The organism is Sulfuriflexus sp., assembly GCF_032250955.1.
GTDB lineage: Bacteria > Pseudomonadota > Gammaproteobacteria > AKS1 > AKS1 > Sulfuriflexus.
This window is the reverse complement of sequence record NZ_JAVVES010000065.1, coordinates 1-13,278: the sequence shown is the minus strand read 5'-3', so window position 1 is coordinate 13,278 and position 13,278 is coordinate 1. Positions and strand designations below refer to the sequence as shown.

Genomic DNA, 13,278 nt, shown 5'->3' with positions numbered 1-13,278 from the left:
CCTAATATCTGCGCGTATAATTCTTTGTCTCTCATGGCTTCTACGGTAACCTACCCACTTGATTTGGTGAAGAGCCCTAATTACTATTCACAACAAAAATAGCACTGAATTAGACTTTAACCCCCTTCGATGAAGCCGATCCGCGCAGGAAATGGCCGGAAGGTCACGCGCAGTCGACCCCGTTTGTAGGCACGACCGAAGGGAGTAAAAAGCCGTTAAGCAAACGGGTGAGTTCTGCGCGTACCGGCCATTTTCGAGCAGTGAGGGAACATGTTTATTCAGTGACGACTGAATAAACATGCAAGTCGCGGGGCGTGTTTTCTTTGGTTACTTTCTTTGCACGAGCAAAGAAAGTAACACGCGCTGGGCGCAGCGCGGAAAAAAAACAACTGTCTTTAAAAACTTAAAAGCCTTTTTAAGTTAAGCCCCGCTTAACCATCCGTGTTCTTCTCAACCCATCGCTCACCTTCTGAAATCGACTCCTTCTTCCAGAACGGCGCATCCGTCTTCAGCTTTTCAATCAGGAAACGGGCCGCATCAAACGCCGCGCCACGGTGTGCTGACCACGCCGCGACCAGTACGATAGGGTCATTCGGCAGGATGTCACCGACACGGTGCAGGATGAGACAGTCGAGGATTGGATAGTCGGCCATGGCCTGGTCGCAGAGTTTCTCCAGTACCTTCTCGGTCATGCCGGGATAGTGCTCGAGAAACATTTTCGCGACTTCGTCACCTTCGTTGAAATCGCGCATGCTGCCGACAAAGCTGGTGGTGGCGCCATACTGGCCGACACCGAAACGGGAGATCAGGTCGCGCTCATAGGCCGCGAGTTCGACATAAGGTTCGAGACGGTCAGGAAAGAGACGGACTTCGGCCATGCTTAACCCCCGGTGACCGGCGGAAAGAAGGCGACCTCGTCACCGTCTGCCACGCTGGCATGTGTTTGCACGTAATCCTGGTTGATGGTGACGAGCACGTTATCGGGCATGGCCTCGCCATTGCTCACCGCGTCCCAGACCTCGCTGACCGTAGCGGCCGTGCCGGGCGCCAGCTCGGCGCCATCACGGCCCATGCGCTCGCGCAGGCTGGCAAAGAATCGGACCTGTATCGTCATGGACGACCTCATAATTAATATGTATTTACTGCAGACATGCCCGCAGCGTACAGACCCGTTATACTCAATACTTAACAGACCTGCACCAGGGAGATTGTACCACCGATGGGCAAACTGACTCATTTCAATGCGCGCGGCGAAGCACACATGGTCGATATCGCCGACAAGACCGTGACCCGACGTGAGGCCGTGGCCGGCGGCCACATCCTGATGGCACCGGCTACCCTGCAGCTAATCCGTGCCGGCAAGCACAAGAAAGGCGATGTGCTCGGGGTCGCCCGGGTTGCCGGGATCATGGCCGCCAAAAAGACCGCGGAGCTGATCCCGCTCTGCCACCCGCTGAGCCTGACCCATGTGGATATTGAGTTCGATGCCCTGACTCGCGAGGATGGTGTGACCTGCACGGTGACCGCCCGGACCGATGGTAAAACCGGTATCGAGATGGAGGCCCTGACCGCCGTGCAGATAGCCCTGCTGACCATCTATGACATGTGCAAGGCCGTTGACCGCGGTATGCTTATCGATGGCGTTCGATTACTGAAAAAATCCGGTGGTAAATCCGGTGCCTGGCTACGTGAAGACTGATTCCGACACAAGATGAACCTGGTGTTCTGATAAGAGCCTTAATAATTCTTTTAACGCAAAGACGTAAAGTACGCCGAGACGGCAAAGAATTATTGGATTAGTTGAATGTTATCTTGCCTACAACCAAACAAATGGTAATTTATTTATTGTCTCAGCGATCTTCGCGTCTCTGCGCCTCTGCGTTGGGCTTTTATTAAATCATGCCGTCCCCACCAACAACCGAACAGGAACTCCTTGAGCGCTGCCGGGCCATTGCCGGCCTGAGTGTCGCTGAGCTGGCGGCGCAACTTGATGTTGCTGTTCCCGCCAACCTGCGACAACACAAGGGCTGGCTGGGGGAGCTGGTGGAAAAGGCACTTGGTGCCGATGCCGCCGGACGATCCGAACCCGACTTTCGTGCCCTGGGTATCGAATTAAAAACCCTGCCGCTCAACGCGCAGGGCAAGGTACAGGAATCGACCTGGGTATGCACCGTACCGCTACGTGCGGCCAGTGGGCTTCGCTGGGAAGACAGTTGTGTTTATCACAAGCTGCGCCACGTGCTCTGGTTACCCGTCGAGGCCGCTGCCGACATCCCCTTGTCGGACAGGCATATCGGCAACGCTCTGCTCTGGCGCGCCGATGCACAGCAGCTGGCCGCCCTGCAGGCGGACTGGGAAGAACTCATGGAAGCCGTGGCATTGGGCCAGTTTGAGTCACTGGATGCCCGGCATGGCGAGGTATTACAGATCCGCCCGAAGGCGGCACATTCACGCGTGCTCGTCTATGCCATCGGCCCGGCTGGTGAGCCGATGCAGACCCTGCCGCGCGGCTTTTATTTACGGGTCGGCTTCACCAATGCGCTCTTGCAGGCCCATTACGCCTAGACAGGCCTCAAAGGCGCCGCCAGATAGCGTTAATCGTTGCGGCCAGTGTCATCGGGTCAAACGGCTTGGCAATCACATCGGCAGCGCCCAGCTCCTTGTATTCCATGATTTCCTGCGGCCGTGCCTTGGCCGTCATGAAGACAGTCGGCACATCTGCCAGTGCGGGGATCATCTGCAGCCTTTTCATCGTGTCCGGGCCATCCATACCCGGCATCATGACATCCAGCAATGTCAGTTGCGGGGCGAATGCCTCGGCCTTGTCAAGTGCCTCCTGACCTGAGCTGCAGACCTCCAGCGTGAATTGACCTATTGCTTCCAGCGCCAGCCTTGCGACCGCCTGGATGTCCGCTTCATCCTCCACATAGAGGATCCGGCTCAGTGTTTCAGCACTCATGCTTTTCTGCTCCTGACTCGCTTTTACCTGTTTTGCATGCGGCCAGAATAGCATACGAAAAATAAACCCGGCTCTTCCGGTAGCGGCACAGAGGCTTGTATTGATGCTCGCTGAGCGGCGCCGGGATGCAGAAGGCCTGTCTGTCTGCACGACTATCCGTCATAATACGAATCCCTGCTTTAGAATAAACGTTTCATGATAGCCGCTTCCTTACATATCCTTGCCCACTTCCTCGTCCCCGGCGTGGTCGCCAGACTGGCCTTTCGGCCGGCCTGGAAACACGCCTGGCTGCTCATGTGCGCAACTATCGTGGTTGACCTTGACCACCTGCTCGCCGACCCCGTCTATGACCCTGACCGCTGCAGCATAGGCACCCATCCGTTACATACCGAGCCGGCCATGGCCGTATATGGCATGCTCTTGCTCGTGCCCAGGCTCCGTATCGTTGCCACTGGTCTTCTGCTGCATATGGCGCTGGACGCCTCGGACTGCTACCGCCAGGCCCTGTACTAATACTCACTTGACAGTCTGCCGGCCACCTCTCAAGCTGAAAACCCGCTATGCCGGAGGTGTACATGAAAATAATTCTCCTGATCTCATGCCTTGCACTGGCGGCCTGCCAGTATGTGCCGCCACGTGATATCAGCTCGCCGTTTTTTTCACCCCCGGCCGGTTCCACACTGCGCCTGACCCGGCAGCTGACTATTCCGGCGAATGATGCCGGCGTGATGATCCAGTACGGCCAGCCACAATACTCCAGCTGGAAGCTGGATCAGTATTACCCGCATTGTGATTTTGAACTGCGTACCCGTGCCCGCCAGCAACAAGTGGTCGAACCGGACACCTTCACCGTGACGCGCACGGTGCGCGAGATTGAGAACGTGTTATTGGCCCCGGCCATCGTCGCCAGCAGTAGTTCCGCGAATGGCCCACCGCATGAGAACTACATGACCGTACTCTATCTGCATTCCGACCGACAACCGGATGTCCTGCGCATGACCTGCCAGTACTGGGAAGACCCGAGTGACGGCCAACACCTGGCGATAAAGCAGATTCGCGAAGCGCTGGGGGATTTGTTTATTCTGGAGCTCGCCGGTCTCGCAGGCTCCTAGTTACCGCTGGGCGTGATGCTAAATTCAACCAGGCGCTCGGCACCCTGCAGGCTCTCTGCCAGTTTGCGGAAGTTATGCACATTATTGGTATAAATGGTCATGCTGTATTCAAGGATGCGGCCCTCGTCATCCAGATGGTAACTCGGGTGATATGCCTTGATATTATGGGCAGCGATCAGGCTGTCGATATCTTCGTGCAGAGATTCGTCACTGGTCTTGTAACGCAGGATGAGGTTACCAAAGCGGCGCGCCGGTAACATGTTTTCCAGGCGTCCAAACAGGGACAGCACGATCAGGGTGAGCACGGTTGCGGATACCGCCGAGGAATAAAAGCCCAGGCCGACCATGATACCGATGGAGGCGGTCATCCAGATCGAGGCCGCCGTGGTCAGGCCACGAATAGTGAGTTTTTCCTTCATGATTACACCGGCACCCAGAAAGCCGATGCCCGTCATGATGCCCTGGGCCATACGGGTCGGGTCGATGCGTATCGCTTCCAGCGGTACCGTCGCGGATAACAGGTCCCATTGATAGACCGTCAGCAACATCAATAAACTCGAGGAGACACACACCAGCGTATGGGTACGCAGCCCCGCCGGGCGACCATGCCAGGCACGCTCAAGGCCGATCAGGCCACCCATCAGCAGGGCGACCAGTAAAGGAGTGGTAATAGTAAGGTAGTCAGTCAGCATACAAAATCCTTGAGAGTGCCTTTATTTTTTTTCAATCACGGCTTCCTTGCAGGCGAGAAGCTGTTTCTCGAGCAGCGATTTACCCATGCGCCTGAGTGTCCGGGTATTGCTCAGCGGGATATCTTCCATCTGCCGGCCCCTGGCTGTCCAGTCACGGACAGCCTCGTCGATACTGGCCTCACGTAACAGGTGCAGCATCGGAAATGGTGAACGGTTGGAGTAATTGGCCGCATCATCCGCCTGACTATCGGCAAACCGGTAGTCCGGGTGGAAACTCGCCACCTGCAACACGCCGCGTAACCCGGCCTCGTCAATAATCGCATCGACCACGTTGAGAAAGTCATTATAGACCTGAAACCCGGTTAATACGTAGGGGTGTATCAACAAGGTGGTTTCCAGTTCCGCACGTGAATGATCGTTCAGGCGCAAGAGTTCCTCCGTCAGGTCCCGCACCAGTGCGTCAGGCGTGGTTGCCTCACTGACAACCAAAGACAGGCCATTTTTGTCCAGCACACGGGAGGCGAACGGGCACAGCCCGTGCCGGATCACGACCGTCTCCAGCCAGCGACGGCTGGCATCCAGAATCAGGGATGTATCCATATTCATCTTTTTGTGATCTGTGACGCATAACGCCTGTGCACAGCCCACAGTTCCATGCTTTGCCTATTGTATATATATAACACTGTGCCAGAATTCCGTCAGAAATTCGATACGACATATAACCAGAGGACCATATGTCTTCCCTCAACAGCAGGCCCCGGCCGGTGACCACCGAGCAACTGGCGACCCAGCAGATTTTACGCGGTGAAAGTGAGGCCAATCTGCTCTGGCTGCTGAAACACGCACGCCAGGCATTATTGTCTGCCGGTGATGTTTTACTGACACCGGATCGCGACAACCGTACGCTCTACCTGATTCTCGGCGGCCGGGTCCAGGTGCGGCTCGACTGGCAAGGCCATGAGGCGCTGACCTACCTTGAGGCCGGTCACTGTGTTGGCGAGATGTCGATCATCGAACGCAAACGGCCTTCAGCGATCGTGGTAACCGATTGTGACTGCCAGTTACTGCTCATTGATGAAGAGGTCGTCTGGAAACTCATCGAGCGTTCCAACTGTCTCGCCCGCAACATGCTCTATACACTGTCTTCACGGGTTCGCAAGGATAACCTTGTCATCTTCGAGAGCCGCCAGCAACAAGCTATCTCTGAACAGCACTCAAAGATCGATGCCCTGACCGGGCTGTTCAACCGACGCTGGCTGGACGACAGCCTGCCGCGCCTGGCTCTCCATGCACAGACTCAACAGGCTGCCATGTGTGTGCTGATGCTCGATGTTGATCACTTCAAGCGTTATAACGATAACCACGGCCATCATGCGGGCGACTGTGCCCTTGCCTGCGTGGGGAAAACCCTTGGCGAAAACATCCGTCCCTATGACTATGCAGCCCGCTACGGCGGCGAGGAGTTTATTCTCATCCTCCCCGATACGACGGCCAGCGCGGCGCGCATTATCGCCGAGCGACTCCGGGAGCAATTACGCAATACGGCTATTGTGGATCAGAATGGCAACGAACTGCCGCACGTAACTGTTTCGATGGGGCTGGCCGAGCTGAAAAGTCATCAAACCATGACCGCCCTGCTCGAGGCAGCCGACGCCGCGTTGTATCGTGCCAAGCACGCCGGGCGGGATTGCGTGGCCCTTTAGCGGCTAGTGTAGCGGCTTGCCCCTGGCTGGCATCTGCAGGTCAACCTTGACCTGGTTCTCACGGGTTTCATCGAAGACCAGATCAATCGAGATCTGTTCGCCTTCCTGGATGATCTTGACCTGTTTCAGATCCGGCAGGCGATTTGCCAGCCACGAGGTGCTGGCAGCGATCATTTGTTCATTTTCGTCAAACAGGGCCTGGCTCAGATAACCGGCGACGAACTTGGCACGCTGCAGCAGATCAGGTTCCTTGATCTCCTCCTTGCCGAGGCTGATACCGGCATCCATCCCTGCATCCATCTTGTCGAGATATTCCTGTTGCTTGTCGGTAAGCGGTTTGTTGCGGTCATAATCGATTTGCGGCTGACCGTTGACGTGCACTTGCATTAAACTCATGATTCAGATTTTGTCCGGTTTTCAACGAGATGCTAGAATAAGCCGCGTATCCGCGGCCTGCAAGGATAAATCATGTTTGACCGCGAAATCCCGGTCTGGGTCACCTGGCTGGCGCAGGATAAAGACGGTGCCTGGTGGGGTTATTCGGCTGAGCCGCATCTGCACTCAACCGGCTGGTATGAAAACGAAGTCGGTGATTATATTCGCCTCGGGCACGGGACGCCAAACCCGGACTGGCAAAACAGCCTGCACCGGAAACCGGGCTAGCTGTAAGTTATCTCGGCCTTGAGCCCTATATCATTCAGGTGATCGAGAATGTTCATGGTCATATTGCTGTGTTCATCCACATCCACCAGCACCTCGCGTGGCGAACCCTTGCCGATTTCAACATTGTGGACATGGCTCATGGCCATAAGATCGGCCTTGATGAAGGTCAGCTTGTCGGGATCGATGTCACCGCTGACATAAAAGTGTAGCGTATTCATATTATCCTCCAGTTACAGCGTGTCTTTTACTCTGGCGAGCTTATTAAAATTATAGACAGTGCCGAGAAATGGTCAAGCAGCCGGTCCGATATTCCCGGATCTGCTATGCTTCAAATCCACAATCTTCCAATATGGTTAAAACACGACTATGCCCCGGGTAACCTTATATAGTACAGGCGCCTGTCCCATCTGCGACAAGACCAAGACTCTGCTCAAAAAGTGGAATATTAGCTATACGGAAAAACGCGTTGATCAGAGTCAGGCCGAGCTGAAGGAAATGCTCGAAATCAGTAACCATGCCCGCAGCGTGCCGCAAATCAGTATCGACGGTAAATGGATAGGGGGTTTTACCGAGCTGACGGAAATGCACATGGATGATGAACTGGACGACTTGTTTGACAGCTAGCCGTGATTCATCCGCCTGCTGGCCGTCCACGGCATCCTAGCGACGCGTAAATAGCAGCGAATTACCGACGCTGAGCTTCCTGTTAAAGGCATAGCCGGCCTCATTGAAGTCCTTGAGCGCCTCCGGCGTAGTGATCTGGTTGCGGATGATATAACGCGCCATCAGGCCGCGGGCCCGCTTCGCATGGATGCCGATCATCTTGTAATCACCATTCTTGTATTCCTTAAACTGCGGCGTGATGATCTCAGCGGCGAGATTTTTTGTCCTGACCGATTTGAAGTATTCATTCGATGCCAGGTTGACCAGCGTGCCGGATTTGATCCTGCCGAGTTGCTTGTTGAGGCCATCGGTAATGATATCGCCCCAGAATTCATACAGATTTTTGCCGCGTTCGGTATCCAGCCGCGTACCCATCTCCAGGCGGTAGGGCTGCATCAGGTCCAGCGGCCGCAACAGGCCATACAGGCCCGACAAGATGCGCAAGTGCTGCTGGGCAAACTTGAAATCCGCCGCACTGAAGCTCTCCGCATCCAGCCCCTGGTAGACATCGCCCTTGAAGGCCAGCAAGGCCTGCCTGGCATTGTCACGGGTACACTCCGGCGCAAAAGCCTCGTAGCGGTCGAAATTCAGTTCGGCGAGTTTCAGACTGAGTTTCATCAGTTCGGCGATATCAAGTGAACAGAATTTGCGCAGGCGCCGGATCAGGAGCATGGAATGCTCCATGTATTCCGGTGTGGTCGCCGTTTTGACCTTAGGAGGAGTATCGTAGTCCAGCTTCTTGGCCGGAGAAATAACAATAAGCATGATGTGTGTTTATATATTGTTGCCTAAAAAGAATGGCCGGATTATGCCATAGTTAGTTCGTCCACGTCGCTCACTGATCCGTAAAGACGATTTGCTTGTGCCGCGCGTCACAAAAGGGTTTATTCTCCGAGGCACCGCAGCGGCACAATGCACCGCGGTTCCGCGTCGTCACTGACTTGCCACTGCGGCTGAAAATCGTTACCGGGCCCTTTACCAGCAGCATGGCATCTGGTTTTACCGTGATCACCAGCGCATCGTTTTGACCAGTAATATCCTCGCTGCGCGCATCGGTGAATTCCTGCCCGGCCCGAAAACCGTTTTGCTTATGGCTGCCATCGCAAAAAGGCTTGTTTGCAGATCCACCGCAGCGACACAGTGCCACTTCCCTTTCCCGCGCAAGGAGATTGCCGTCGGCGTCCTGCACCGTCACAACATCATGTTCACTGCCGCAGATCAAAGGCCCATCCGGGCGGACCATGATGGTGTTACCAGGGTAGCTGGGTTTTTCGCTCAAGTGCATGCCTCACTCATCGTCATATGTATCATTACATAAGCATTTAATCAGGTTTTCTTTTCCTTGCCAATCGTACTCCTCGCCCCTGGAAAATATACACGAACAGGACAAAAGCCACTATACTCGCCAGATGGCAAACAAAACCGTCTCCCTGGTGCTGGGTAGCGGCGGCGCACGCGGGCTGGCGCATATCGGCGTGATCAACTGGCTGACCGAGCAGGGCTATGATATTCGTTCCATTTCCGGCACCTCCATGGGAGCCCTGGTCGGCGGCATCTATGCCAGCGGGCATCTGGATGTGTATACCGAGTGGGTCACCCGGCTGGAAAGAATGGACGTACTGGGCCTGCTTGACTTTTCGTTTGGTGAAGGCGGGCTGATAAAAGGCGAGCGCATCATACGCGTGCTGCGTGAACTCATCGGCGATTACCAGATTGAGGATTTACCGCTCGCCTTTACCGCCGTCGCCACTGATCTCGATAATCAGAAAGAGATATGGTTAAACAAGGGCCCGCTGTTCGAGGCCATACGTGCATCTATGGCCATTCCCTCTATCTTTACCCCGGTTACCTACCATGGCATGCGACTCGTTGATGGCGGCCTGCTTAACCCGATTCCGATTGCACCAACCCTGAACGACAAAACCGATATCACGATCGCCGTCAACCTTAGTGCCCAGCCCCGCTCCCGATCTTCCGTAACCAGGGCCTCGGCCCCTGCAGAGAAAAAACCCGCCACTGAAGAAGATGCCAGCTACCGGGAAAAGATCCAGCACTTCATCGACAACCTGCAAGATAATATCTTCAATTCCAGGCCCACCGATATAGGCATGCTTGACATTATCACCAATTCGCTTGATACGATGCAAAACAGCATCGCCCGCTTCAGGCTTGCGGCCTATGGCCCTGACATAATCATCAATATCCCGAGTGATGTCTGCCTGTTCTACGAGTTTTATCGTGCGAAAGAACTCATCCGGTTCGGCCATGAGATTACTGAGGCGTCTTTTAATCATTCAGACTGACGTGCGTCTGTCTCACTCTGCGGGGACGTGTACTCAAGCCGGCAGCGGTGCCAGCACAAGACCGGGGTTATGCCGACACTGCAAGCCCCGGCGACAGGATAATCAATTACCCGACAGGGATCACCACCATGCTTTATTCATTTGCTGCCGATACCTTGTTTGTCATTCACTTTATGTTTATCGTCTTCGTCGTCCTTGGCGGGCTGCTGGTGGCGAAATGGCGCTGGCTGGTTTTCCTGCACTTGCCAGCCGCGATCTGGGGAGTGCTTATCGAATTTCGAAGCTGGCCGTGCCCGCTCACGCCGTGGGAAAAGCAACTTCGTCGTGCCGCTGGCGAGGCCGGTTATGAGGGAGGATTTATCGAGCACTATCTGGGCCCTGTTATCTATCCGACTCTGCCCCTCGACAACATACAGATAATCCTCGGCAGCATAGTCATCGTTACCAACCTGCTTGTCTATAGCTGGCTCATACTGCGTAAATAAACTCAACGCATATCAACAGCCAGTGATCTGCCTCCTGCTTAAGGTTACCCGTTCGCCCTGGTTTATCTGCCTGTTCAGACCGGCCTGTTCGCCTCGCGATAGGTCACCATGCAATGTTTAGCCTGATCCCACAGGCTTGCCTGGAAGCATTCCTTGATATCCTTTGGCATCAGTGACGTTGTCACCGGTGACTGCAGTTCCGGGATCGCCACCATCGCCTCGGGCAAGCGATAAAATGGAATTCGCACATTGAGGTGATGAATATGGTGATAACCGATATTGCCGGTAAACCATTGCATGATCCTGTTGAGGCGCATGTAACTTGAGCTTTCCAGTGCCGCCCGGTAAAACGTCCAGGCCTCGGGCGTAATAATATGCATACGTTTAAAGCTGTGCTGGGCGAAGAAAAGATAGCTGCCGAGCGCGGAGGCGATTGCCATCGGCAAAAGGACGCTAAACAAGGCCACATCAAAACCACCAAATAGCCATAACGATGTAATCAGGCCGCCATGAGCAAGTATTGCCAGTGCGGAATCCCAGTGCCTTGCCGGGTCACGCAACGGCGACCAGGGTACAACCCCGGCGCCGACGAGCGCGCTTATCATCAGGATTAATGTTGAACCAACGTGCCACCAGCTCCTCATGACTGATTCGTTGGCAAAGGCCCTGGTCGCATTTAACAGGTCGGCACCGACGCGGATTCCTTCGCTATGTTCAGCCTGCTCCGGTTCGGCAGAGATCGTATCTTGTCCCATCTCTGTCTCCACCTGTATCAGCCCTTCACAACAATGAGCGGTTCAAGTCGTGCCACCTTGCGTGCCAGGCCGGACTGGTCAGCCGCGTCAACCACCGCGGCAACATTCTTATAGGCACCCTGGGCCTCTTCAGCGACGCCGCGCAACGATGGGCTCTTGATGATGATGCCGCGGCCCGCCAGTTCATCAATCACTTCGCGACCGCGATATTGACGCCTGGCCTGGTGACGACTCATAGCCCGCCCGGCACCATGGCACGCAGAAGAGAAGGCCTGCTGCTCACTTGCTGTCGTCCCCGCCAGGATATAGGAGGCCGTCCCCATGGAACCGCCAATCAAGACCGGTTGCCCGGCGCTGCGCAAGGCCTCGGGAGCATCGGCATGTCCCGGCCCGTAGGCCCGCGTGGCACCCTTCACTTCCACGGCAGGCTGGTGCTTGTCACGTTGCAGTGGTTCGCCCCAGGCGGTAGCGACAAGTTGCTGGCCATATATTTCAACATCGAAACGCGCGAACAGCATCCGACGGGTGGCCATTTCGAAGATCAACGTATTCAGCCACTCGACCAGCAGCAATTCGTCATCCACCGCGCTACAGCTGACGGCAATGCTCTCCTCAGTGGCCACCTGCTCGATATCCGTGATCACGGCGCACAGTGCAACAGCGGCCTGCGCAAATGCCTCCTGTTTACTCGGTGCCACGCCACGCACGCCGATGTCAGCGCCATGCTCAAAATGTTCCCAGTAAGTATCCATTATAAATTCACAGCATGTCGGACCGGTTGCTCGACCTGATGGCATCGCTTGTGAGCCTCGCGCTTTCGCAAGTAATTCATCCCGGTGGCATACGTTTGACATATATATTCACACTGCTGTCCCGTTAACATAAGCCTGACAAGCAGTAAGCTTCGAGAAAATAAGGTAACCAGGTTGATTGATGCGTATGAACACATGAAATTTCATCACCCTCTAATCGGCGTTATCCCTTCTCCCACAGGGAGAAGGCCAGGATGAGGGGGTAAATAAAACAAGGTGTTATCGAATCAAAATCCCCTCACCCTAACCCTCTCCCGAAGGGAGAGGGAATTAACGGGACAGCAGTGATATATTCATAATAATACGCGGGGCATTATCCCTGGATACGCACAATTACCTTGATCAGAACCGTGCCTGCCGCTCTCGTGCAGGCAGTCCCGCAACATCATTGCAAACTGCCGCAAGGGCTCATCAAAGAGTCGCGATTTTAGTATTATCTAAGCCATCGGGATGCTCGTGCAGATACTCGACCTTCCGTTCAAGGGCCCGAATCACTTCACGACTGAAGTTACAGTCCTCGATTTTTCCTGTGGATTCCAGTCCACCGGGACTGAATACATTAATTTCCATGAGCTTGTCATTCACAATATCGAGGCCGACCAGGAACATGCCGTCCTCGATGAGCTTCGGACTAACCGCCGCAGCCAGGGCCAGCATGGTCTCGCTTACTTTCACCGGCACGGCCCTGGCACCGGCGGCCATGTTACTGCGCATATCCAGGTCACCTTGCCTGCGCTGCCGACGAAATGCCGCATACCGGCCCTTGCAGCAGAGCGGCTTGCCGTTCATCAGAAACAGGCGCACATCACCATGAACGGCATCGGGCAGGTACTCCTGGGCGATTACATAGCCTTCTGTCGATACCGCCTCGATCATCTGGTTGATATTTGGTTTGTCCTCCGGCTGCACCAGGAAGACATTCCTGCCGCCTGAGCCGGCAAGGGGCTTGAGCACAGCGCGTCCGCCATGTGCATCGATAAATGCCCTGATCTCGCCCTTGTCACGGCTGATGAGAGATTGCGGGCGAACTGCCTCCGGAAAATACTGCAGGTATATTTTGTGGCTCTTCACCAAATCAAGTGGGTAGGTTACCGTAGAAGCCATGAGAGACAAAGAATTATACGCGCAGAT

General features: G+C 55.0%; 20 protein-coding genes and 1 pseudogene. 9 read left to right on the top strand and 12 right to left on the bottom strand.

The features are described 5' to 3' along the window. Window positions 1-431: 431 nt before the first annotated feature. Both RQ738_RS11240 and moaD read right to left on the bottom strand, forming a co-directional pair. The gene (locus RQ738_RS11240) at window positions 432-878 is read right to left on the bottom strand and encodes a molybdenum cofactor biosynthesis protein MoaE (RefSeq protein WP_314165305.1); all 447 of its coding nucleotides are present in this window, start codon (window positions 876-878) and stop codon (window positions 432-434) included. 2 nt (window positions 879-880) lie between these two features. After that, a complete protein-coding gene (moaD, locus tag RQ738_RS11235) occupies window positions 881-1,114 on the bottom strand; it encodes a molybdopterin converting factor subunit 1 (protein ID WP_314165303.1) in 234 nt (77 codons plus the stop codon). Window positions 1,115-1,219: 105 nt separating this feature from the next. Between moaD and moaC the strand changes: the two genes are divergently transcribed. Beyond that, a complete protein-coding gene (moaC, locus tag RQ738_RS11230) occupies window positions 1,220-1,699 on the top strand; it encodes a cyclic pyranopterin monophosphate synthase MoaC (RefSeq protein ID WP_314165302.1) in 480 nt (159 codons plus the stop codon). 200 nt (window positions 1,700-1,899) lie between these two features. Continuing rightward, complete coding sequence (gene mutH / locus RQ738_RS11225) at window positions 1,900-2,565, top strand: DNA mismatch repair endonuclease MutH (protein WP_314165301.1); 666 nt, start codon at window positions 1,900-1,902, stop codon at window positions 2,563-2,565. Between the two features lie 7 nt (window positions 2,566-2,572). Here mutH and RQ738_RS11220 read toward each other — a convergent pair whose 3' ends face one another. After that, window positions 2,573-2,959: a response regulator gene (locus RQ738_RS11220; RefSeq protein WP_314165299.1), complete on the bottom strand. Its 387-nt coding sequence runs from the start codon at window positions 2,957-2,959 to the stop codon at window positions 2,573-2,575. A gap of 195 nt (window positions 2,960-3,154) precedes the next feature. Here RQ738_RS11220 and RQ738_RS11215 point away from each other — a divergent pair, with 195 nt between their 5' ends. Then, window positions 3,155-3,472: a DUF6122 family protein gene (locus RQ738_RS11215; RefSeq protein WP_314165297.1), complete on the top strand. Its 318-nt coding sequence runs from the start codon at window positions 3,155-3,157 to the stop codon at window positions 3,470-3,472. Between the two features lie 62 nt (window positions 3,473-3,534). After that, window positions 3,535-4,071 (top strand): hypothetical protein, encoded by a 537-nt coding sequence (locus RQ738_RS11210; RefSeq protein WP_314165296.1) that lies wholly within the window; start codon window positions 3,535-3,537, stop codon window positions 4,069-4,071. On the opposite strand, the gene RQ738_RS11205 is transcribed toward RQ738_RS11210, so the two are convergent. After that, window positions 4,068-4,763: an MgtC/SapB family protein gene (locus tag RQ738_RS11205; protein ID WP_314165295.1), complete on the bottom strand. Its 696-nt coding sequence runs from the start codon at window positions 4,761-4,763 to the stop codon at window positions 4,068-4,070. The two genes, RQ738_RS11210 and RQ738_RS11205, sit on opposite strands and share 4 nt — an antisense overlap. Window positions 4,764-4,784: 21 nt before the next feature. Continuing rightward, the gene (locus RQ738_RS11200) at window positions 4,785-5,363 is read right to left on the bottom strand and encodes a DUF1415 domain-containing protein (protein WP_314165294.1); all 579 of its coding nucleotides are present in this window, start codon (window positions 5,361-5,363) and stop codon (window positions 4,785-4,787) included. Between the two features lie 134 nt (window positions 5,364-5,497). Here RQ738_RS11200 and RQ738_RS11195 point away from each other — a divergent pair, with 134 nt between their 5' ends. Continuing rightward, entirely contained in the window at window positions 5,498-6,466 is a 969-nt protein-coding gene (locus RQ738_RS11195) for a GGDEF domain-containing protein (protein ID WP_314165293.1), read from the top strand. A gap of 3 nt (window positions 6,467-6,469) precedes the next feature. Here RQ738_RS11195 and RQ738_RS11190 read toward each other — a convergent pair whose 3' ends face one another. Then, on the bottom strand, window positions 6,470-6,862 hold the full coding sequence (locus RQ738_RS11190; RefSeq protein ID WP_314165292.1) for a hypothetical protein: 393 nt from the start codon (window positions 6,860-6,862) through the stop codon (window positions 6,470-6,472). Between the two features lie 72 nt (window positions 6,863-6,934). Here RQ738_RS11190 and RQ738_RS11185 point away from each other — a divergent pair, with 72 nt between their 5' ends. After that, window positions 6,935-7,129: a hypothetical protein gene (locus RQ738_RS11185; RefSeq protein ID WP_314165291.1), complete on the top strand. Its 195-nt coding sequence runs from the start codon at window positions 6,935-6,937 to the stop codon at window positions 7,127-7,129. Here the strand turns inward: RQ738_RS11185 and RQ738_RS11180 are convergent. Further along, complete coding sequence (locus RQ738_RS11180; RefSeq protein WP_314165290.1) at window positions 7,126-7,347, bottom strand: hypothetical protein; 222 nt, start codon at window positions 7,345-7,347, stop codon at window positions 7,126-7,128. The two genes, RQ738_RS11185 and RQ738_RS11180, sit on opposite strands and share 4 nt — an antisense overlap. Before the next feature lie 148 nt (window positions 7,348-7,495). Between RQ738_RS11180 and RQ738_RS11175 the strand changes: the two genes are divergently transcribed. After that, window positions 7,496-7,753 (top strand): glutaredoxin domain-containing protein, encoded by a 258-nt coding sequence (locus tag RQ738_RS11175; protein WP_314165289.1) that lies wholly within the window; start codon window positions 7,496-7,498, stop codon window positions 7,751-7,753. Window positions 7,754-7,789: 36 nt separating this feature from the next. Here RQ738_RS11175 and yaaA read toward each other — a convergent pair whose 3' ends face one another. After that, entirely contained in the window at window positions 7,790-8,557 is a 768-nt protein-coding gene (gene yaaA, locus RQ738_RS11170) for a peroxide stress protein YaaA (protein WP_314165287.1), read from the bottom strand. 70 nt (window positions 8,558-8,627) lie between these two features. Continuing rightward, window positions 8,628-9,077, bottom strand: coding sequence for a CDGSH iron-sulfur domain-containing protein (locus tag RQ738_RS11165; RefSeq protein ID WP_314165286.1), 450 nt, complete (start codon window positions 9,075-9,077; stop codon window positions 8,628-8,630). Window positions 9,078-9,201: 124 nt separating this feature from the next. Here RQ738_RS11165 and RQ738_RS11160 point away from each other — a divergent pair, with 124 nt between their 5' ends. Further along, window positions 9,202-10,095: a patatin-like phospholipase family protein gene (locus RQ738_RS11160; RefSeq protein WP_314165285.1), complete on the top strand. Its 894-nt coding sequence runs from the start codon at window positions 9,202-9,204 to the stop codon at window positions 10,093-10,095. A 47-nt stretch (window positions 10,096-10,142) separates the two neighbouring features. Next, window positions 10,143-10,580: a DUF2784 domain-containing protein gene (locus RQ738_RS11155; RefSeq protein WP_314165284.1), complete on the top strand. Its 438-nt coding sequence runs from the start codon at window positions 10,143-10,145 to the stop codon at window positions 10,578-10,580. Between the two features lie 74 nt (window positions 10,581-10,654). Here the strand turns inward: RQ738_RS11155 and RQ738_RS11150 are convergent, their stop codons facing one another. From RQ738_RS11150 to RQ738_RS11140, 3 genes and pseudogenes are all read right to left on the bottom strand, one after another. Then, complete coding sequence (locus RQ738_RS11150; RefSeq protein WP_314165282.1) at window positions 10,655-11,335, bottom strand: fatty acid desaturase family protein; 681 nt, start codon at window positions 11,333-11,335, stop codon at window positions 10,655-10,657. 17 nt (window positions 11,336-11,352) lie between these two features. After that, entirely contained in the window at window positions 11,353-12,087 is a 735-nt protein-coding gene (locus tag RQ738_RS11145; RefSeq protein ID WP_314165281.1) for an archease, read from the bottom strand. A 471-nt stretch (window positions 12,088-12,558) separates the two neighbouring features. Then, window positions 12,559-13,278: pseudogene (locus tag RQ738_RS11140) on the bottom strand (hypothetical protein); the annotation flags it as partial.